Source organism: Actinomadura rubrisoli (genome assembly GCF_004349215.1).
GTDB lineage: Bacteria > Actinomycetota > Actinomycetes > Streptosporangiales > Streptosporangiaceae > Spirillospora > Spirillospora rubrisoli.
Window position 1 is genome coordinate 15,704 of record NZ_SMKU01000034.1, and the last position, 17,956, is coordinate 33,659.

The window sequence follows — 17,956 nt, forward strand, 5'->3', positions numbered from 1 at the left end:
TCCAGCGGGAGGCACGAGGCGTGGACGCTGATGTCGGGGCCGAGGGACGGTGCGGCACCGGCCGGGACGTGATCGCGCGGCTGAGCCTGCTGACCACGGCCGGCGCCCGGATGGCGAGCACCCTGGACCTGGAGGAGGTCGCCCGGCACCTGGTCGAGGTGGTGCTGACCGGCCTCGCCGACACGGTCGGCGTGTACGTGGCCGAGCACCTCATCGTCGGCGACGAGCTCGTCCGTCCGTCCCGGTCCAGGTCGGTCGAGGCGCGGCGGATCGCGGTCGGCGCCTCGGACTTCAACCTGGAGGACTGCTTCCCCTCGGGCGAGGTCCTGGTCTTCCCGCCCGACACCGTCTACGCCGCGTGCGTCCGCGAGGGGGCCGTCCAGCGGTTCGCCGAGCTGCCGCCCGACCAGCGCGCCGCCGCCCACCCGAGCGCCCGGGACCGGCTGGACACGCTGGCCGACTTCCTCCTCGTCCCGCTGCGGACCGGCGGGTCCGTCCTGGGGTTCGTGGCGTTCGCCCGCGACTCCGCCTCCGGGCCGTTCACCGCCGCGCAGATCCGCGTCGCCGAGGAGCTGACCGCGCTCGCCGCCGGCTGCCTGGACAACGCCCGCCGGTACGAGCGCGAGCGCGCGGCCGCGCGGGCCCTGCAGGCCGGGCTGCTGCCGGCCTCGCCCGCCACCGTCCCCGGCATCGAGGTCGCGCACCGGTCGGTGCCCGCCGGGCACACCAACCTCGTCGGCGGCGACTGGTGCGACATCATCCCGCTGGGCGCCGGGCGGGTCGCGCTCGTCATCGGCGACGCCATGGGGCACGGCTCGGCGGCGGCCGCGGCGATGGTGCAGCTGCGCGCCGCCGCGCGGACGCTGGCGATGCTCGGCATGGGCCCGGCGCGGATCCTCGGCTGGCTGGACCGCATCGCGCCCGGCCTCGGCCCCGTGCAGTTCGCCACCTGCGCGTGCGCCGTCCTGGACACCGGGACCCGGACGGGCGTCATCGGCCGGGCGGGCCATCCCCCGCCGATCCTGCTGCGCCCCGGCGGCGGCTGCGAGGTCGTCGACACCCCGCCCGGGCTGCCGCTCGGCCTCGGCGACACCGTCTACGAGGACGTGCGGATCGCCGTCCCGGACGGGACGACGCTCGTCCTGTACACCGACGGCCTGATCGAGTCCCGCAGCCGGGACCTGGAGGCCGGCCTCACCGCGCTGCGGGCCGCGCTCGCCGACTCCGCCGCCGGGCTCGACGAGGCGTGCGCCGCGATCATCGACAAGCTCGTCACCGGGCCGAACGAGGACGACGTCACGGTGATGCTCGTCCGCCCCAGGAAACCACCGAGGAAGAGGTAGCCCGTGGTCAACACCGACTGGACATCCGGCATCGACCCGAGCCAGGCGAGCGTGGCGCGCGTCTACGACTACCTGCTCGGGGGCGCCCACAACTTCTCCGCCGACCGGGACGTCGCCCGGACCGTGGAGGCCATCGAGCCGCAGGCGCGCGTCCTCGCCGCCGCCAACCGGGCGTTCCTGGCCCGGGCCACGCGGTACCTGGCGGCCGAGGCCGGCGTCCGCCAGTTCCTGGACATCGGCTCGGGCATCCCGACCCAGGGCAACGTCCACGAGATCGTCCAGGGGGTGGACCCGCGGGCCCGCGTCGTCTACGTCGACCACGACCCGGTCGCGGTCGCGCACAGCGGCGCGATCCTGGCCGGCAACGCGAACGCGGGCGTGGTCCAGGCCGACCTGACCGATCCGGCGGCGATCCTGGACCATCCCGTCACCCGCGAGATGATCGACTTCAAGGAGCCGGTCGGGCTGCTGCTGGTCGCCGTCCTGCACTTCGTCCCGGACACGCTGGACCCGGGCGCGATCCTCGCCGCGCTCACCGAGCGGCTGCGGCCGGGCAGCCACCTGGTCATCAGCCACGGGACGCACCGGACGCAGACCGCCGAGGCCGTCGCGAAGGTCTACCACCGCGCGGTCTCGCAGGGGGCGCAGGCCACGCTCCGCGGCGAGGAGGAGATCATGCGGTTCTTCACCGGGTTCGAGGTCGTCGAGCCCGGCCTCGTCCGCGGCCCGCTGTGGCGCCCCGACTCCCCCGACGACGTGCCCGAGGACCCGTCGCGGTTCTGGTTCCTGGCCGGCGTGGGCCGCAAGCCCTGAGGCCCGCCGGTCAATGCGGAAAGGGGCGCGCCCGTCCGGGCGCGCCCCTCCGGCGAGCGGTCAGCTCGTCGTGTAAAGGCCGTACTGTCCGGGCTTGGCGGCGCCCTTGTTCTGCGCGCGCTTCCGGGCGAACTCGTTGCCGTTGACCGTCAGCGTGCTGTAGGCGAATGCCTCGGTGGCCGCGGCGGTCCCGTCGATCATCTCGTCGAAGCCGGTGAGGCTCACGTTGTCGTAGCGGTCGCACGCCTGGTGGTAGCACGGGTCGTACGGCTTGCCCGCGGTGCCGCCGTACCGGGCGGCCTGCGCCGCGGTCTTGACCCCCTCGGCGCCGGCGAAGATGCCGCCGGCGGGGATGCCCGCGGTGATGAAGGCGTTGTAGTCCGACCGCCCATCGAAGTTGGTCGGGTCGGTCGCCAGCCCGCGTCCGGTGAAGTAGTCGTTGAACTCCTTCTCGATCGCCCCGGACCCGTCGGGCGCCTCGACGTTGTTGCCGCCGGTGCTGTTGTCCCCGTCGTAGACGAACCGGACGAAGTTCGGCGAGGCGAGCATGTCGAAGTTGAGGTTCAGCGCGATCTTGTCGAGGTCGGCCTTCGGCAGGTGGTCGACGTAGTACTGCGAGCCCAGCAGGCCCTCCTCCTCGGCGCCCCAGAACGCGAACCGCACCTGGTTGCGGACCTTGCCGCCGAGCTTGCCGATCTGCTGCGCCATCGCCAGCAGCGTCGCGGTGCCCGAGCCGTCGTCGTTGATGCCGGGACCGGCGGTGACGCTGTCGTTGTGCGCGCCGATCACCACCACGTTGTCGGCGCGGCCGCGCGGGGTGTCGGCGACGACGTTGGCCGTCTCCTTCTTCTGGTTCAGCGTGGCGGTCTTGACACGCAGGGTCAGGCCGCCCTTCTGGGCCTGCCGGACGAGGTCCACGCCGATGGCGTTGGTGGGTCCGACCACCGGAATCGCGAACGGCTTGGTCAGCGTCCCCGCGACCGGGCCCTCCACGTCGGGCCGCTGATAGATCACCACGGCCGACGCGCCCGCGGCGACGGCGTTGCCGGCCTTGTCGGCGTAGAGGCAGCCGCCGCGCTGGATCAGCGCGATGCCTCCCTTCGGGAAGCCGGCGAAGTCGGCGGCCTCGCACCCGCTGCCCGTCCCGGCCGAGCCGGGGTCGACGGCCGTCGCGGCGGCGGTGACATCGCCCGACCCGGAGTACTGGAGCGTCCCGAAGTCGGTGCGCGGCGCGAACGTCCGCGGGGTCGGCGCGGTCTCGGCGAACACCGGCTCCGCGGTCTCCTGCCAGAAGTCGAACGGGAACTTCTGGACCCTCGGCGCGTACCCGGCCCGCTTGAGCTGGTCCGCGATGTACTTGACGGTGATGGTGTTGCCCGGGAGCCCGGCGGCCCGGTTGCCACCGTTGGCATCGGCGATCTTCTGCAGGTTCTCCTGGTGGTGGCGGACGGCCTTGAGCGTGACGAGGGCGGCCAGCCTCGATGGGGCCGGGGCCGCCTGCGCGCCGGCCGCCGTCAGGGTGGTGGCGGCGAGCGACAGGCCGAGGAGCGACGCTAGCGCGGCTTTGCGCATGACTCGGTCTCCGATGATGGGGGGACAAAGCTCCCGAATCCTGACATGCGTCATTTATCGCCACAAGACAGGAGTCACCCTTCACCTCGGCCGATAACGGCCGTCCCAAGAAAATCGGTCATCCAGGTGAATCACCGTACAAATCACCCGGGCAACCCGTGGGCGGGTGACCCGATCCGGCCCGAGTACCCGTAGTGCCTTATCACAGCGGGCGTACCGGGACACCGCCAACACGCGGATCATGCTCGGAGGGCCGCCAGAAGACGCTCAATCGTTTAACGGAAGAACGCTGGCGTTCGCTAAATCAAACTAAGTATGCTTCCTCACCGTTTAATGGCGGTTTACGGATGACCACACGGAGTGAGCCAGTGACGCGAGACGACCAGGTCCCCGCCCCAGCCCCGCCACGTTCACCGTCGCGTCCGCGGACCCGGTCCATCACGCGCCGGATCGCGCTGCTGCTGTCGATCCCGCTGATCTCGCTGATGATCCAGTGGGGGGTGCCGACCGCCGTCACGCTGGCCAGCGCGCTCCAGCGGTTCGACTTCTCGACCGTCTACGACAACGTCGGCCGGCCCGCCTCGGCCGTCACCGAGGCGGTCCAGGAGGAGCGCACCGCGGCGGTGGCCGTCCTGTCGGCGAGCGGGGCCACGCGGTCGGCGAACGAGCAGCGCTTCCAGGCCCAGGCGGCCAGGACGGACGCGGCGGTGGCGGCGTTCCGCAAGAAGGCCTTCGCGGGCGACACCAAGGACGCGATGACCGGGGCGGTCCAGCTGCGCGTGCGGCAGCTCAGCGACACCTACGACGGGCTGGCGCCGCTGCGGTCGCAGGTCACCACCGGGGGGACCACGCGGCTCGGGGCCATCAACGGGTACAGCACGATCGCCGACACCACGCTCCGGGTGCTGACCACGCTGGTGAGCGTCGACGAGGTCACCGTCTACCAGCGCACCAACGCCGTCCTGTACGACCGCTGGGGCCGCGAGTTCATGCTGCGGGAGAACGCGCTGCTGTCGGGCCAGCGAGCCGGCCGGATGAGCGTCGAGGACCGCTCCGCCTTCTCCTCGTGGGCGGGCAGCCGCGCGCAGATGTTCGAGCTCGGCCGGGCCGGGGCGGACGGCGAGGTCGGCAAGATCCTGGACGAATTCGCGAACACGCCCGCCTTCGTCGTCTACACGGCGCTGGAGGTGATGGTCGTCACCACCGGGTACACCCCGGAGCCGCGCCGGTGGCGGGCCGCGATCACGGACGTGTCCCCGCTGTGGCTGCGCGCCGACACCCAGGCCGCCGACGTGGTGGACCGCAAGGACGTGAAGCCGGCGGGCCAGAGGATCCTGGCCGGCTTCTACCTGGTGGGCGGGCTCGGCCTGCTCGGCTTCATCGCCTCGGTGGTGCTGTCGGTGGTGTTCGCGCGCCGGCTCACCGCGGAGCTGCGCACTTTGCAGCGGACGGCGCAGGTCCTGGCGCACGAGCGGCTGCCCCGGGTCGTGGCGCGGCTGCGGCGCGGCGAGAAGGTGGACGTCGACGCCGAGGCGCCCCCGCCCGAGACCGGCAGGACGCGGGAGATCGCGCTGGTCAGCGACGCCTTCCACGCCGTCCAGCGGACGGCGGTCAGCACCGCGGTCGGCGAGGCCGAGCTGCGCGCGAGCATCAACCGCGTCTTCATCAACCTGTCGTGGCGGAGCCAGTCGCTGCTGCACCGGCAGCTCAGGCTGCTGGACGCGATGGAGCGGCGGGCGCAGAGCCCCGAGGAGCTGGACGACCTGTTCCGGCTCGACCACCTCACCACCCGCATGCGGCGGCACGCCGAGGGCCTGGTCATCCTGTCCGGGTCGCCGACCGTCCGCGCCTGGGACCATCCCGTCGCCGCCGAGGACGTGATCCGCGCCGCCATCGCCGAGGTGGAGGACTACCGGCGGATCGAGGTGACCGGCTCCTCGTCGGCCGCGGTCACCGGCGCCGTCGTCGCCGACGTCATCCACCTGCTGGCCGAGCTCATCGAGAACGCCGCGTCGTTCTCCCCGCCGACCACCGAGGTCACCGTGAAGGTCGAGACCGTCGCCAACGGCCTGGCGGTCGAGGTGGTGGACCGCGGCGTCGGGCTGCACCCCGACGAGCTGGCCGAGCTGAACCGGCGGCTCGCCGCCGACCTGGAGTTCGACCTGGTCGACACCGAGCGGCTCGGGCTGTTCGTCGTCGCGCGGCTGGCCGCCCGGCACGGCGTCAAGGTCTCGCTGCAGCCCTCGGCGTACGGGGGGACGACCGCGATCGTCCTCGTCCCGCACACGCTGGTCGTCCTGGACGAGCAGTGGCGGCCGTCGCGCGGCGGCGCCGAGGCCAGGGTGCCGGAGCCCGCGGCGGCGCTGCCGCCCGGCCGCGTCGCCCTGCCCGCGCTGGCCGGCCCGCCCGACCACGCGGCGGCCGAGCCGTCCCCCGAAGCAGGCGGGCCGCCCCCCGGCCGGCCCGAACGTTCCGATGGCCACACCCGGCCGCCCGTCAGCGATTCGGAGCCGTCCGAGGAGGAGTCGAGCGAGGTCACCGGTAAGCTCCCCCGACGGGTGCGGCAACGGCATCTGGCGCCTCAGCTGCGCAAGCGCTCCGAGCGCGGGCAAGCCAAGGAGCCGGAGGCCGAGTTCGAGGAGCCCAGCCCGGAGCTCAGCCGCGACCTGATGGCCTCGCTCCAGTCGGGCTGGCTCCGCGGCCGGGACGAGGGCGACGAGACCGGCGATCCCGCCGCACGCGACGAATGGGGGGAATCATGACGCAGCAGGCGCATGCCACGGGCGAGCTGGACTGGCTGCTCGACGACCTGGTGAAGCGGGTCGGGGAGGTCCGCCAGGCGGTCCTGCTGTCCCGCGACGGCCTGGTCATGGGCGCCTCGGGCGGCGTGACCCGCAAGGAGGCCGAGTTCCTCGCGGCGCTGTCGTCCGGCTTCCACAGCCTGGCCAACGGCGCGCGGGACCACTTCAAGGCCAAGCAGGTGCGGCAGACCGTCGTCGAGCTGGACGGCCTGCTGTTCTTCGTCATGCCGGCCGGCGACGGGAGCTGCCTCGCGGTGCTGAGCGACGCGGGCGGCAACGCCGGCCTCGTCGCCTACGAGACCACGATGCTGATCAAGCGGGTCCGGCGCCAGCTCGGCGCGGGCCCCCGCTCGTCCGGCGAGCCGTCGGACCCGCCCGCGCGGGCCTGACCCCGCCGTGGACGCGCCCAAGGAGCGCTGGGTCGGCCGCGAGGCCGGGCCGATCGTGCGGCCGTACGCGGTGACCCGCGGCCGCACCCGGCCCCGCGGGACGGCCATCGACCTCGTCACCATCCTGGTCGCCACCGGGCGGCCGCCCGGCGACCGGGTGTGGCTGTCGCGCGAGCACCGGCGGCTGCTGGAGCTGTGCCGGCGGCCGTCCACCCCCGCGGACCTGGCCTCGGAGACCGATCTGCCGTTCCAGGTCGTCCAGATCCTGCTGGCCGACCTGCACCAGTACGGCCTGATCGAGGAGATGCGGCAGTCCGAGGACCCCGAACGTCCCGACCCACGGATACTGATGAGAGTGCTCGATGAACTCCGCCGTCTCTGACGCCTTCGGCGCCGTCCCGCCGCACGACGCGGACGACGTCCCCCAGCACACGTTGAAGATCCTTGTGGCCGGCGGCTTCGGCGTCGGCAAGACGACCTTCGTCGGCGCGGTCAGCGAGGTCCGCCCGCTGCGCACCGAGGAGACGCTGACCGACGCCTCCACCGGCGTGGACGACCTGAGCGGCGTGGAGGGCAAGACCACCACGACCGTGGCCATGGACTTCGGCCGGCTCACCTTCTCCGGCGGCGTCCGGCTGTACCTGTTCGGGACGCCCGGCCAGGAGCGGTTCTGGTTCATGTGGGACCAGATCGCCTACGGGGCCGTGGGCGCGATCGTCCTGGTCGACACCCGGCGGCTGACCACGAGCTTCGCGTCCATCGACTTCTTCGAGCAGCGGGAGATCCCGTTCGTGGTCGCGGCGAACTGCTTCGACGGCGCGCGCCGCTACACCGAGGAGGAGATCCGGGGCGCGCTGGACGTCGATCCGGACGTGCCGGTCATGCTGTGCGACGTGCGCCGCCCGGAGACCACCAAGCACGCCCTCGTCACGCTGGTCGAGCACGCCCTGCGGTCATCCGCGCCACGATGAGGGACGCGAGCGCGGCGTAGGCGGCCGAGTCGTCCAGGCCCGTCTGCGCCTTGATCTCGCCCCGGTGGATCGACTCCATCACCTGGCCCGCGACGGCGCCGACGAACGCGGCGTCCGCGCCGGGGGACGCCTCGCGCACGAGCCCGCGCACGCGCTCGACGGCGAACCGGGTGTTGCGCTTGTAGATCTCGCGGGCCGGGGCGAACGCGTCGAGGTCGGCGAAGAACGCGGGCGAGGCGGGCGCGAGCGCGCCGGAGATCGCGCGCAGGTACGCGCCGACGCGCTCGCGGGGGTCGGCGCTGCCGTCCAGCGCCGCCTCGACCCGGGAGGTCGCGCGGCGGAAGAACGCGCGGACGACCGTGACGATGATCTGCTCGCGGCTCGCGGCGACGGTGTAGAGCGTGCTCTTCGAGCAGCGCAGCACGGCCGCCAGCTCCGCCACGCTCAGCTCGGCGAACCCGCGGTCCAGGAACACCTCGATGAGCCGCTCGACGAGGTCCTCGCGCCGCCGCTCGACCCGCGTGCGCGCCGGTCGCGTCCCGTCCGTCGAGGTCATGCCGCCGACAGTACCAAAGCCGGTTCGCTGGTACTCGCTCTGGTACTGTCGAAGCGGCGAAAGGAGCCCCGCATGCCCGCCACGCGCCACCTGCCCACCCCGGAGTCCGAGGACCTGATCGCCCTCACGCGCGAGATCGCGGCCAAGGAGCTGGCGCCGCGCGTGGCCGAGGCCGAGCGCACCGGCACGTTCCCCCGCGAGGTCTTCGCCACCCTGGGGCGGGCGGGGCTCCTGACGCTGCCGTACCCCGAGCGGTACGGCGGCGGCGAGCAGCCGTACGAGATCTACCTCCAGGCGCTGGAGGAGATCGGCGCGGTGTGGGCGAGCGTGGGCGTCGGGGTCAGCGTGCACGCCCTGTCCTGCTTCCCGCTGTTCGCCTACGGCACGCAGGAGCAGCGCGCGGAGTGGCTCCCGGACCTGCTGTCGGGCGAGCGGCTGGGCGCGTACTGCCTGTCGGAGGCGCACGCGGGCTCCGACCCGGCGGCGATGCGCGCCAAGGCCGTCCGCGACGGCGACTCCTACGTCCTGAACGGCGCCAAGGCGTGGACGACCCACGGCGGCAAGGCCGACTTCTACACCGTGATGGCCCGCACGTCCGACGAGGGCTCGCGCGGCATCTCGTGCTTCCACGTCCCGGCGGGCACGCCCGGCTTGGAGTTCGACGAGCCCGAGGACAAGATGGGCCTGATGGGCTCCACGACCGCGACCGTCCGCTTCGAGGGCGCGCGGATCCCGGCCGGCCATCTCATCGGGCAGGAGGGGCAGGGCCTGTCGATCGCCCTGGCGGGCCTCGACGCGGGGCGTCTCGGCATCTCCGCGGTGGCCACCGGCCTCGCCCAGGGGGCGCTCGACACCGCCGTCGCCTACGCCAAGGAGCGCGAGGCGTTCGGCAAGGCCATCATCGACCACCAGGGGCTGGCGTTCGTCCTGGCCGACATGGCCGCTGCGGTCGAGTCGGCGCGGGCCACCTACCTGTCGGCCGCCCGCCTCAGGGACGCCGGACGGCCCTACGGCCGCGAGGCGTCCATCGCCAAGCTGATCGCCACCGACAACGCCATGAAGGTCACCACCGACGCCGTGCAGGTGCTCGGCGGCGCCGGCTACACCCGCGACTTCCCGGTGGAGCGCTTCATGCGCGAAGCGAAGGTCATGCAGATCTTCGAGGGCACGAACCAGATCCAGCGGCTGGTCATCTCCCGCCACCTGGCCCGCTGACCGTTCCGTCTACCTGGGGTTTCTTAGCCCCCACAGGGCCATCCCCGTTTTGGGCACGGTCTCACCCGCGTCCGATACGCCTTCGTTCGCTTGATCGTCTCCCTCCGCTCTCCCAGACGGCTCCCAACCGTCCCCACGAGGGGGTCGGCGGTGACCGCCATCCAGGAGATCGAACGCGCCGCCAACCAGCTCCGCGCGCTCGAATGGCTCATCAACCGGCCACTCGGGCGGCCAGCGCTCCTGGTCTGGTTCACCGACGAGGACGGCGACCTCGTCGGCCCACCGGCGGACCCGTCCCCGCCCCCGCGAACGCCAACTATCCGGATCAATACTGACCGCACACGATCACCCAAGCTTGCGATGAGGGCCCGTCACCGTCGGCAGGCTCGGTACGCTCACGACGGTGCAACTCGACCTGATCACGATCGTCGTAGACGACTACGACCGAGCCATCGAGTTCTTCACCGACGCGCTGGGTTCGACCTGGTCGAGGACTCCCCATCACTGACAGGCGACAGCCGACCTTCGGGACGACGCGTGATTCGACCTCTCGTGAGGCCCCACCTGGCCAGTGAGGAGCGCGAGGGCTGGTTGCATGCCAGGATGGGCCAGCCGCAATCCAGTCTCCGGAGGAATAGCCATGACCCGTCGCGCAGCCATTCTGAAGATCGCTCGTGTGATTCACGAGCAATGGCGGAACGCAGGTAACCACCCTGCCGATATCGCCCCTGCTGACGTCTCAAAGATGATTGACTCTATTACTCTGCGTCTACCCCCGGATGCTCCGCTGTGGCATGCGCTCCTGAAGCTTCAGCCAAGGAGCAGCCTTGATCTTGCACGCATCTTCCGCCGAGTCCAGCGCAGCAAGGTCTAAGCCATGCAGTTGGAGCACTGATTTCAATCACCCCTTCAGCTTCCGCGGCACCCTGCTGTAGTCCTGGCCCTCGATGGGCGTGATGTTCTCGGCCATCACCTGGCGGCGACGCCCCTGCCACTTCAGCCCGTTCCACTCCATGTAGGCGACCAGCGCGCCCCAAGAGCCCTCGGCGAGCTGCTGCCACTCCAGCAGGTAGACCGCTCCCCCGGCGGTGGCCGAGAAGACGACGGGCGCGATCGCAGGCATCTGGTGTTTCTACCCCGACCTGCGGCGATAGGTCGAATGTGTGTGCGAATCCGACGTTGATCAGCGTAAGCACCGAGAAGCCACCCTGCCCTGGACGCTGCAACGCCCGTCACCGCAAGGCCGTTCGCGAGGTCGAAGAGACGAACCGCGCCTACGAGGCCGCCATCGAGCGTTGGGAGGGTGCCCGCGCCCAGGCGCTCGACGCTGAGGACGTGGAGCTGCTCGCAGCGCTCGACCGTGCCCGTCCGCAGCCACCGGCCCCGGTAGCGATCGAGCCGGTGCCCGGCGAGCCGGTCTGGTGCGACCGCGACCGTGCCGCGATCCGCCGCGCCCTGGCCGAGATCGACGACCTGGCCACGCTGCTGGACTCCTGGGGGACGGGCACCGCGGCGCCGCGTCCGGGGAGCGCACCTCGGGCCGGCGGGCCGGCTCGGCCTCGCCGTCCCCGATCGGTGACACCCTCGACGAGTTGTACTGGGCCCTGACGGCGGTGGAGGACGACTGGCGCGCTTTCCGCGTGCTGCCGACCCGCCCGCACCGCGGCGCCGTCGAGGCCCGCGCCCGCTGCATCGGCTGGCTGCTCTCCCAGCTCGACCAGATCCTCTACCACCCCGGCAGCGCCGCGTTCGGCCGGGCCGTCGTCGCGTGGGAGCGCTGCCTGCGGGGGGCGACGCGCAGCGACCCGGTGGTGCGCCGCCGCCCGGCCGCCCCGTGCCCGCGCTGCGACCAACGTGCTCTGCGCACCCGCGACGACGAGTACACCGAGTGCGCTAAGTGCGGGCGCCTCCTAGACGACGAGTACAACGAGCTGGGCGAGGTCGAGCTGGCGGTCGAGGAGGCCGAGGCGTCGTGAACGCACCAATCGCATGATCGAAGTGATCGCTACTGGACTGTCCTTCAAATCGTTGATATCGGCAGCGGTTCCCGGCGGGCGCCGATAGCCTCATGAACATGAAGTGGCGGAAGCGGTCGGAGAAACCCGGTCAGATATCGTTCGCAGTGTTTGATCCCAACGAGCCGCAGCCGTGCCAGCGGCCAGGGTTAACCGTCGGTGGCAACCAAATGCCCCCGATCACAACCGCAAGTTTTACGGACCGATATGCCGAACATGCAGGGCGAGCCAGCCTCCTGGCGCTGGACCCGTGATGTGCCTGGTAGATCACCACACGCTAGCCGAGGACGCCTCAGTGATCTACATGGGACTTGCCGGTCGAGCATCTGTCCTGGTCAGCCTAGCCTCAGACTTGTGTGCGGACCCGCAAGCCTTGGGTGGGGCGGTACTGGACAACGGCGCATCGCTGTACCTCGACGCGCATCCAGGATTCCTGCGAGCGTCGCTTCTGCTCCCCTCAATGGAATTCGATCTAGACACCGCCATGGTCCTTGGTGAGGGAAACGTCCAGGAGTTCCTACAATCCGCATACACCACCGAAACGGTCGAGCTGCACATTTTTCACCCCACCGAGTCGAGCAAGCTGCACTTTGCTTGCGCCGCGCCGGGAGTCCGCGCGGTGCTGGACGCTGGCTTCGACCTGATCGCCCGTCCTGCCCCAGCCGACCTCCGAGCCACCTTTGCAGCGGTCAATGGCACACTGAACCCATCTGCGCTCGTCCCGTTGCGCGTCATCGGCAGGCCCGCACGGGTTATCGAGTTCGAGGTAGAGGTCTGATCTGCCGCACGTATCGCCAGCCGGGGTCCGTCAAGATGAGACGCATGGCGGATCCAACGGACCTGAGCACGGCCGACCTGATCGCGCTCATCACTCGCGGTCTGGACCAGGACGAGGCGCGAGCGAAGGCGTGCCTCCGCGAAGTCGGCTCTGTCCGCAAGGGCGAGATGTACGACGATGGGTCCGGCCCGGCCGAGCAGGACGAGTACCCGCACTACCCGCACGCGTCCGGACCGGCAGAACTGGCGTTCATGGCGCGTTGCCGTCCGGCCGAGGTACTGCGCGACATACAGGCCAAGCGACACATCCTCGTACGCTGCGAGGAGGAGCTGCTGTCCGGCATCCCCCGCCTCGTGCACTTCGCGGAGCAGACTCTCCGGGAGATGGCCCGGCCCTACCTCGCCCAGGAGCGTCATGGTTGAACCCGCGAGCGTCCTGCTGTCGGGGATAGTGGGCTCGACCGCCTACGGCCTCGCCGGTCCCGATTCCGACACCGACCGGCTCGGGGTGTACGCGGCACCGACGATCGCATTCCACGGCCTCACACCGCCCGCCGGCCGCGACGCGACCACCGTCACCACCGAGCCGGACGTCACAATCCATGAGGCGGGCAAGTACGCGGCCCTCTGCCTCCAGGCGAACCCGACCGTCACCGAGCTGATGTGGCTGCCCGGCGCCCTGTACGAGAAGCGCACCGTCCTCGGTGACCAGCTCATCGGCATCCGGGCCGCGTTCCTGTCGGCCCATCGCGTGCACGACGCCTACCTGGGCTACGCCACCCAGCAGTTCAAGCGCCTGGAGAGCCGCAGCGACGGCTCGTTCTCCGCAGACACCCGCAAGCGGACGGCCAAGCATGCCAGGCACCTCGCCCGCCTCGTCCACCAGGGCCTCCAGCTCTACCGCACGGGCGAGCTCGACGTCCGCCTGCCAGATCCGCAGTGGTACCTCGACTTCGGAGAGCGTGTCGCCGGAGGGGATCTGGAGGAGGCCCGGCATGTCATGGCCGAGGCCGAGGTCGACTTCGCCGCCGCGCGCACGCCGCTGCCGGACGAGCCGGACCGCCCTCGTGTGGAGGAGTGGCTGCACGCCGTCCGCGCGGCGCACCTGCCAGGGCAGCGGACTGCGGGCCGCGGGCTGTTCCTGGTGGACCTGGACGGCACCGTCGCGCTCCGACAGGGCACCGAGGACGTCCGATCGCCCTACGACTGGGGACGTGTCGGCGAGGACGTCCCGCACGCACCGATCGTCACCATCGTCAGGGCGCTCGATACCGCCGGGCACCGGATCGTCTATCTGTCGGGCCGCTCGGATGAGTGCCGCGCGGCGACCGGAGTGTGGATCGCCGCGCACGTCGGCGTCGCGGGCGAGGCGCTGCTGATGCGCCCCGCTGGCGACAACCGCCCCGACCACGTGGTGAAGCGTGCGCTGTACGAGCGGTTTGTCGCGCCGGTCGGCCCGGTCACCGCCGTCCTGGACGACCGCGCCTCCGTCGTGCGGATGTGGCGTGAGGACCTCGGCCTGACCGTCCTGCAGGTCGCCGAGGGCGACTTCTGACCGCGCACACTAGACACGTGAGACTCGACCCGGCCGACGAGTTGTCGGAGCTGCTCGACCTCGACCAGGCCGCGCGCCTGGCGAAGGCGACCCGCCGCACCCTCGATCGCTGGATCGCCGCGCGGCGCCTTCGCGTGTACGAAGTCCACGGGCTCACCGGCCGCTACGTACGCGAGGACGAGCTGCTGGAGGTCGAGCACGAGCGCCGCAGCTCCCGCAATCCAGGCCGTCCAGGAGCACGGGTCACCTTCGCGGATACACTGTCCCGGCTTGACGTCTTGACCTAGCGTGTCCCACGCTGTTCTCAGGATCGGTGATCTCTAGCCGGTCGACGCGGAGTGGAGCAGTTCAGTAGCTCGCTGGGCTCATATCCCAGAGGTCGCGTGGTTCAAATCCCGCCTCCGCCACATCCCGCCCTGTGCGGCGCTTGCGGACATAACGCCAGGTCAAAGGAAGCTCCCCGAGACGCATCCGGCATCCTGATCATGTGCCGTGTTATGGCCGGTTCCGGGAAGACGTCGTGCGAGCGCAGGAAGCGCACCCCGGCGTCGAACTCCATCTCGTCTGGACGGGCCCGGACGAGCCGGTGACCCTCGACCTGATCCGTACCCGGCCCACCCTGCGCGGGCGCGGGCTGGCCGAGGCGGCCCTGCGCGACGTGATCGCCACGGCTGGGGCGTCCCGCTCCGGCTGACCGTGGAGCCGATCACCGGCGACGAGGGCACCGAGCCGGGCGAGCTCGTCCGCTGGTACGAGCGGCACGGCTTCGTCGCGCTCGGCCCGCCGCGCAAGAACGGCGACTCGGTGGTCATGCAGCGTCCGACCGGCGGCTGATCGATCAACCGATCGGTGCCGTGGGTACCTCCGGCAGCAGCCCGGCGAGCGCCATCCTCAACTCGGCGTACTGCTTGCGCTGATAGCTGGTGAACAGCACGACGTGCGGGTTCCCGCCGATGGCCTTCTCCTTGGACGTCCCCAGGGCCGTCACGGTCTTGACGTCCTCGGCCGTGGCCATGAAGACGCAGCCGTTGGCAAGCATCGTGGGGTCCTTCCACTGCACCTGGACGATCTCGGCCAGCGGGATCACGGTGTGGGCGTCGCTCGCCACGCGTCCCAGGCCGCGCCGACTGATTGCCACGCGCTCGGCGTGCAGGGTCACCGTCGCCTGATACGCCTTGATCGTCTGGGGCCCGCACTTTTCGAAGTCGGCATGGCCCCGCATCCTCGCACCAGCCCGGCCCGGAGGTGACCATGACGGCCTCATCCGGACGCTCGGCGCTCAGCCCGTGACCGCCTGCACTGCCGGACGCAAGGGACGTCCCTTCGTGCACCTGATCCGCTGGTATGGCCGCCACGACTTCGTCGTCACCGCCCGCCACCTCGCTATCCGCACCAGGGCCCTACTGCGACGGTGTGAGTGGAGTGCTCGTCATGGACGGGGCACGATGAGAATGGTTGCTTGGGCTGGATCTCCCGAGGGGACGCGTACACGCAGGACCCTCCCGTCACGCGGAACTCGGTCCAAAAGAATGATCCAGTCTCCGGAGGAAGAGTTGTACTCGGCGACGGCGACGTGGCAGTGATCAAGCGTGAAGCCTTGAGTGAGGGCTACTGCCCTGGCAGCGTCCACGGCTTCGTCCTGGCTGAGTGGTGCGCTCTCTACCGATCCGGTGCGCTGCCGCCACCGCTCGCGCACGGCGCGGAGTATCCGGGTCGTGGCAGCGACCACACTGGCGTCGGCGCGGTTGCCGATGACTCCCCCGACTGCAGCGGCACCGAGGTAGGGGCCGACTTCCACCACTGCTGCGACGGCCTGACGAACAACGTCTCCTGAAGTCGGCCTTCGCATGATGAGTTCGCGCGGTCGTGGTGGGCGTATCCGAGACTCGGCTAACCAGAGCTGAGCACGGGTGTCGGCGCTGGGTCCATTCTCTACGAACCTGGTCAACGCCACACACAGGGACAAAAGGTTGTACTCCACATAGGAATGGTCCACGCAGATCGGCTCCGGGTGGCCTGCAAGCGCGGTGACGGCGCGATCCAACTGACCTTCGTCCTCGCCTTTCAGCAGGGAAAGGTGAGAGCCGATCACCTCCCGGTGCGGACACCCGGGAAGAACTGAAAGGTTCCCCTCCCGCTCAGCGAACCAGAGGGCCGTGCGCATATCCCATTTCGCCGAGTCCAGAAGCCTGCGGTCCTCTTCATCGTTGGCGGGGCCAGTCATAGCCGTCCCGCCTTGGCGGCGGTCGGGCTCCAGCCAGAGCCAGTGCTTGCCGAGGTCGTCCATGCGGCCATCCTGACATTGCCCCGTAGCCCCGTGCCGCAGAGTCAGCCCGGAGTCGACCATCGCGGCCTCATCCGGACGCCCAACTCCATGACGGCCCGCACTGCCGGCCGCAAGGGACGCCCCTGGAGGCGCGCCCGCGAGCAGGCCCTCGCCGAGGGCGCCGGGATCTGCTGGATCTGCGGCCACGGCGGTGCCCGCTACGCCGACCACAAGGTCCTCCTCGAGCGCTGGAAGGCCATGGGTGGCGACCCGAACGACCCGGCGGACTTGGCGCCCGCCCACGGCGCGAATAGCCGCTGCCGGGACTGCGGGCGCTGCTGCAACGAGTCCAAGGGTGACCGCCCGTATCAGTCGCCCGTCCAGGGCTCACGGGACTGGTGAGGGCGCCCGCGTTCAGCTCTCGTCCCCTTACGTGGCGCAACCGGGACCGGTCCCGCGACAGTGGCCAGAGAATGCATGTCCCGAGGTGTCATCGCGAAGAAGGTCCAATGAGCGACGATGTGTGGCCCGTTCAGGGCGAGGTCGGCAGCCTTTCCACCTTTAACGGCATCGGGTACGAGCTAAAGGGATTCACACGAACCGACCCCAGCGGGCGATGCTTTGCCACGCGCTGGTGGGTGGTCCTCCTTCCTCTCCTACCACTAGAGCGCTACTACGTGACCGAGAAGGAGATGACGGCTGACGCTGTCGGGTGGACCACGCATTACCTCATACACGGTCAGTCCTACCTGCGCATCGGCGAGATCGTGCGAACATACCTCTTCTGCTGGCTGATCGGGCCCGCGATGGCGCTGGGGCCGTCTCTTGGCCTAGCGGCACTTATGATTGAGGTAGTTGATGCGTCCTTCAACGTGCCTTTCTGGGTCATCGTCGTCACTATCGTGGGTGGGTTCATCGGCAGCTTCTGCATCGTCTCCCTACTGCTCATGACTTACCGTAAACGCTGGGCCCCCCTCCGAACCGTTCGGTGGGTCGAGGGTCCTCCAACGCACAAAGACAGCAGTTGAGGTCGCGCTGCTCAGCTTCGAGGAGGGTTACGGATTCCCCGCAGAACCCCAACATGACCCTCTACGTTGTGACCGGCCCCCCTGCCTCGGGCAAGACCACCTACGTGCGCGAGCGCGCCACACCGGGCGCCGTGGTCATCGACTGGGACCTCCTCGCCGCCGCGCTCACGGCGGGGCAGGCGACACCCACCGGCACCCCCGCCCCGTGCAGCAGGTCGCCCATCGAGCCAGGCGCGCCGCGATCAGGGAGGGACTTCCACAGTCCCGGGGGCATGAGGTGTGGGTGGTGCACTCGGCCCCCTCGCCCGAAGCCCTGGCCGAGTACGAGGCCCACGGTGCCCACGTCGTCACCATCGACCCAGGTCAGGCCGTGGTCCTAGCGCGGTGCGAGCTGCTGCGCCCGCCTGCCTCCCGTGACGCCGCCCTGCGCTGGTACGTCCCACCACGCCAGCTCCCCCATCACACAGCGTGATGCCACCCACGGCAACGATCATGGTTCGCGAGTCTGGTAACCCACTGTGATGTCACTCCCCGTGGCGTCGTCCCCCATGATCCACTTCGCTTCACACATCGTGATGCACCACGCATGGTCACGATCACCATCACGTTCCGCGACGAGAGCCAGCACCTCGGCGATGCCCCCGTGGACGCGCTC

At 70.5% G+C, this 17,956-nt stretch carries 24 protein-coding genes and 1 tRNA gene; 20 read left to right on the forward strand and 5 right to left on the reverse strand.

What is annotated here, in order from left to right:
• Positions 1-20 precede the first annotated feature (20 nt).
• Together E1298_RS09990 and E1298_RS09995 are read left to right on the forward strand one after the other, a co-directional pair.
• Entirely contained in the window at positions 21-1,343 is a 1,323-nt protein-coding gene (locus E1298_RS09990) for a PP2C family protein-serine/threonine phosphatase (RefSeq protein WP_165975391.1), read from the forward strand.
• 3 nt (positions 1,344-1,346) lie between these two features.
• Entirely contained in the window at positions 1,347-2,156 is an 810-nt protein-coding gene (locus tag E1298_RS09995; protein WP_131891540.1) for an SAM-dependent methyltransferase, read from the forward strand.
• Between the two features lie 60 nt (positions 2,157-2,216).
• Here the strand turns inward: E1298_RS09995 and E1298_RS10000 are convergent, their stop codons facing one another.
• Entirely contained in the window at positions 2,217-3,728 is a 1,512-nt protein-coding gene (locus E1298_RS10000) for a M20/M25/M40 family metallo-hydrolase (protein ID WP_131891543.1), read from the reverse strand.
• A gap of 368 nt (positions 3,729-4,096) precedes the next feature.
• Between E1298_RS10000 and E1298_RS10005 the strand changes: the two genes are divergently transcribed.
• Genes E1298_RS10005 through E1298_RS10020 form a run of 4 tightly spaced genes read left to right on the forward strand, consistent with a single transcriptional unit; the run spans position 4,097 to position 7,889 of the window.
• Complete coding sequence (locus tag E1298_RS10005) at positions 4,097-6,490, forward strand: sensor histidine kinase (RefSeq protein WP_165975392.1); 2,394 nt, start codon at positions 4,097-4,099, stop codon at positions 6,488-6,490.
• A complete protein-coding gene (locus E1298_RS10010) occupies positions 6,487-6,918 on the forward strand; it encodes a roadblock/LC7 domain-containing protein (protein ID WP_207944542.1) in 432 nt (143 codons plus the stop codon). The genes E1298_RS10005 and E1298_RS10010 overlap by 4 nt, the downstream gene beginning before the upstream one ends.
• 7 nt (positions 6,919-6,925) lie before the next feature.
• Positions 6,926-7,300: a DUF742 domain-containing protein gene (locus E1298_RS10015; protein WP_131891552.1), complete on the forward strand. Its 375-nt coding sequence runs from the start codon at positions 6,926-6,928 to the stop codon at positions 7,298-7,300.
• The gene (locus E1298_RS10020) at positions 7,281-7,889 is read left to right on the forward strand and encodes a GTP-binding protein (protein ID WP_131891555.1); all 609 of its coding nucleotides are present in this window, start codon (positions 7,281-7,283) and stop codon (positions 7,887-7,889) included. Before E1298_RS10015 ends, E1298_RS10020 begins: the two co-directional genes overlap by 20 nt.
• On the opposite strand, the gene E1298_RS10025 is transcribed toward E1298_RS10020, so the two are convergent.
• Entirely contained in the window at positions 7,846-8,445 is a 600-nt protein-coding gene (locus E1298_RS10025; protein ID WP_131891558.1) for a TetR/AcrR family transcriptional regulator, read from the reverse strand. The two genes, E1298_RS10020 and E1298_RS10025, sit on opposite strands and share 44 nt — an antisense overlap.
• A 72-nt stretch (positions 8,446-8,517) precedes the next feature.
• On the opposite strand from E1298_RS10025, the gene E1298_RS10030 reads away from it, so the two are divergent.
• Together E1298_RS10030 and E1298_RS51545 are read left to right on the forward strand one after the other, a co-directional pair.
• The gene (locus E1298_RS10030; protein WP_131891560.1) at positions 8,518-9,660 is read left to right on the forward strand and encodes an acyl-CoA dehydrogenase family protein; all 1,143 of its coding nucleotides are present in this window, start codon (positions 8,518-8,520) and stop codon (positions 9,658-9,660) included.
• A 403-nt stretch (positions 9,661-10,063) separates the two neighbouring features.
• Positions 10,064-10,168: a VOC family protein gene (locus E1298_RS51545; RefSeq protein ID WP_341770610.1), complete on the forward strand. Its 105-nt coding sequence runs from the start codon at positions 10,064-10,066 to the stop codon at positions 10,166-10,168.
• 393 nt (positions 10,169-10,561) lie between these two features.
• On the opposite strand, the gene E1298_RS10040 is transcribed toward E1298_RS51545, so the two are convergent.
• Positions 10,562-10,783 carry a hypothetical protein gene (locus E1298_RS10040; RefSeq protein ID WP_131891563.1) on the reverse strand — a complete coding sequence of 74 codons (222 nt, stop codon included), beginning with the start codon at positions 10,781-10,783 and terminating at the stop codon, positions 10,562-10,564.
• Positions 10,784-10,839: 56 nt separating this feature from the next.
• On the opposite strand from E1298_RS10040, the gene E1298_RS10045 reads away from it, so the two are divergent.
• The 9 genes from E1298_RS10045 to E1298_RS47975 all read left to right on the forward strand — a co-directional run bounded on the left by E1298_RS10045 (position 10,840) and on the right by E1298_RS47975 (position 14,841).
• A complete protein-coding gene (locus E1298_RS10045) occupies positions 10,840-11,268 on the forward strand; it encodes a hypothetical protein (RefSeq protein WP_131891566.1) in 429 nt (142 codons plus the stop codon).
• Positions 11,253-11,636: a hypothetical protein gene (locus E1298_RS10050; protein WP_131891569.1), complete on the forward strand. Its 384-nt coding sequence runs from the start codon at positions 11,253-11,255 to the stop codon at positions 11,634-11,636. The genes E1298_RS10045 and E1298_RS10050 overlap by 16 nt, the downstream gene beginning before the upstream one ends.
• A 334-nt stretch (positions 11,637-11,970) precedes the next feature.
• The gene (locus E1298_RS10055; protein ID WP_131891572.1) at positions 11,971-12,453 is read left to right on the forward strand and encodes a hypothetical protein; all 483 of its coding nucleotides are present in this window, start codon (positions 11,971-11,973) and stop codon (positions 12,451-12,453) included.
• A 44-nt stretch (positions 12,454-12,497) separates the two neighbouring features.
• Positions 12,498-12,875 (forward strand): DUF6221 family protein, encoded by a 378-nt coding sequence (locus tag E1298_RS10060; protein ID WP_131891575.1) that lies wholly within the window; start codon positions 12,498-12,500, stop codon positions 12,873-12,875.
• The gene (locus E1298_RS10065; RefSeq protein ID WP_131891578.1) at positions 12,868-14,007 is read left to right on the forward strand and encodes a phosphatase domain-containing protein; all 1,140 of its coding nucleotides are present in this window, start codon (positions 12,868-12,870) and stop codon (positions 14,005-14,007) included. Before E1298_RS10060 ends, E1298_RS10065 begins: the two co-directional genes overlap by 8 nt.
• A 17-nt stretch (positions 14,008-14,024) precedes the next feature.
• On the forward strand, positions 14,025-14,294 hold the full coding sequence (locus E1298_RS10070) for a hypothetical protein (protein ID WP_131891581.1): 270 nt from the start codon (positions 14,025-14,027) through the stop codon (positions 14,292-14,294).
• 45 nt (positions 14,295-14,339) lie between these two features.
• Positions 14,340-14,414 (forward strand) — tRNA-Met (locus tag E1298_RS10075).
• A 113-nt stretch (positions 14,415-14,527) separates the two neighbouring features.
• The gene (locus E1298_RS47970) at positions 14,528-14,701 is read left to right on the forward strand and encodes a hypothetical protein (protein WP_165975393.1); all 174 of its coding nucleotides are present in this window, start codon (positions 14,528-14,530) and stop codon (positions 14,699-14,701) included.
• A 2-nt stretch (positions 14,702-14,703) separates the two neighbouring features.
• Positions 14,704-14,841 (forward strand): hypothetical protein, encoded by a 138-nt coding sequence (locus E1298_RS47975; protein WP_165975394.1) that lies wholly within the window; start codon positions 14,704-14,706, stop codon positions 14,839-14,841.
• Positions 14,842-14,845: 4 nt separating this feature from the next.
• Here the strand turns inward: E1298_RS47975 and E1298_RS10080 are convergent, their stop codons facing one another.
• On the reverse strand, positions 14,846-15,229 hold the full coding sequence (locus tag E1298_RS10080; RefSeq protein WP_131891584.1) for a hypothetical protein: 384 nt from the start codon (positions 15,227-15,229) through the stop codon (positions 14,846-14,848).
• Positions 15,230-15,436: 207 nt separating this feature from the next.
• A complete protein-coding gene (locus E1298_RS10085; RefSeq protein WP_131891587.1) occupies positions 15,437-16,294 on the reverse strand; it encodes a hypothetical protein in 858 nt (285 codons plus the stop codon).
• A gap of 87 nt (positions 16,295-16,381) precedes the next feature.
• Here E1298_RS10085 and E1298_RS10090 point away from each other — a divergent pair, with 87 nt between their 5' ends.
• From E1298_RS10090 to E1298_RS10100, 3 genes are all read left to right on the forward strand, one after another.
• Entirely contained in the window at positions 16,382-16,675 is a 294-nt protein-coding gene (locus tag E1298_RS10090) for an HNH endonuclease (RefSeq protein WP_131891589.1), read from the forward strand.
• Positions 16,676-16,782: 107 nt separating this feature from the next.
• Positions 16,783-17,301: a hypothetical protein gene (locus E1298_RS10095; RefSeq protein ID WP_131891592.1), complete on the forward strand. Its 519-nt coding sequence runs from the start codon at positions 16,783-16,785 to the stop codon at positions 17,299-17,301.
• A 286-nt stretch (positions 17,302-17,587) separates the two neighbouring features.
• Entirely contained in the window at positions 17,588-17,773 is a 186-nt protein-coding gene (locus tag E1298_RS10100) for a hypothetical protein (protein ID WP_131891595.1), read from the forward strand.
• Positions 17,774-17,956: the final 183 nt, after the last annotated feature.

What these genes read in the sequence shown, in the direction of transcription:
- E1298_RS10010 (WP_207944542.1), top strand. Translation starts at nt 6,487, where the DNA reads ATGACGCAGCAGGCGCATGCCACGGGCGAGCTGGACTGGCTGCTCGAC.
- E1298_RS10060 (WP_131891575.1), top strand. Translation starts at nt 12,498, where the DNA reads ATGGCGGATCCAACGGACCTGAGCACGGCCGACCTGATCGCGCTCATC.
- E1298_RS10020 (WP_131891555.1), top strand. Translation starts at nt 7,281, where the DNA reads ATGAACTCCGCCGTCTCTGACGCCTTCGGCGCCGTCCCGCCGCACGAC.
- E1298_RS10040 (WP_131891563.1), bottom strand. Translation starts at nt 10,783, where the DNA reads ATGCCTGCGATCGCGCCCGTCGTCTTCTCGGCCACCGCCGGGGGAGCG.
- E1298_RS10090 (WP_131891589.1), top strand. Translation starts at nt 16,382, where the DNA reads ATGACGGCCCGCACTGCCGGCCGCAAGGGACGCCCCTGGAGGCGCGCC.
- E1298_RS10030 (WP_131891560.1), top strand. Translation starts at nt 8,518, where the DNA reads ATGCCCGCCACGCGCCACCTGCCCACCCCGGAGTCCGAGGACCTGATC.
- E1298_RS10080 (WP_131891584.1), bottom strand. Translation starts at nt 15,229, where the DNA reads ATGCGGGGCCATGCCGACTTCGAAAAGTGCGGGCCCCAGACGATCAAG.
- E1298_RS10085 (WP_131891587.1), bottom strand. Translation starts at nt 16,294, where the DNA reads ATGGACGACCTCGGCAAGCACTGGCTCTGGCTGGAGCCCGACCGCCGC.
- E1298_RS10000 (WP_131891543.1), bottom strand. Translation starts at nt 3,728, where the DNA reads ATGCGCAAAGCCGCGCTAGCGTCGCTCCTCGGCCTGTCGCTCGCCGCC.
- E1298_RS10025 (WP_131891558.1), bottom strand. Translation starts at nt 8,445, where the DNA reads ATGACCTCGACGGACGGGACGCGACCGGCGCGCACGCGGGTCGAGCGG.
- E1298_RS10065 (WP_131891578.1), top strand. Translation starts at nt 12,868, where the DNA reads ATGGTTGAACCCGCGAGCGTCCTGCTGTCGGGGATAGTGGGCTCGACC.
- E1298_RS10095 (WP_131891592.1), top strand. Translation starts at nt 16,783, where the DNA reads ATGAGCGACGATGTGTGGCCCGTTCAGGGCGAGGTCGGCAGCCTTTCC.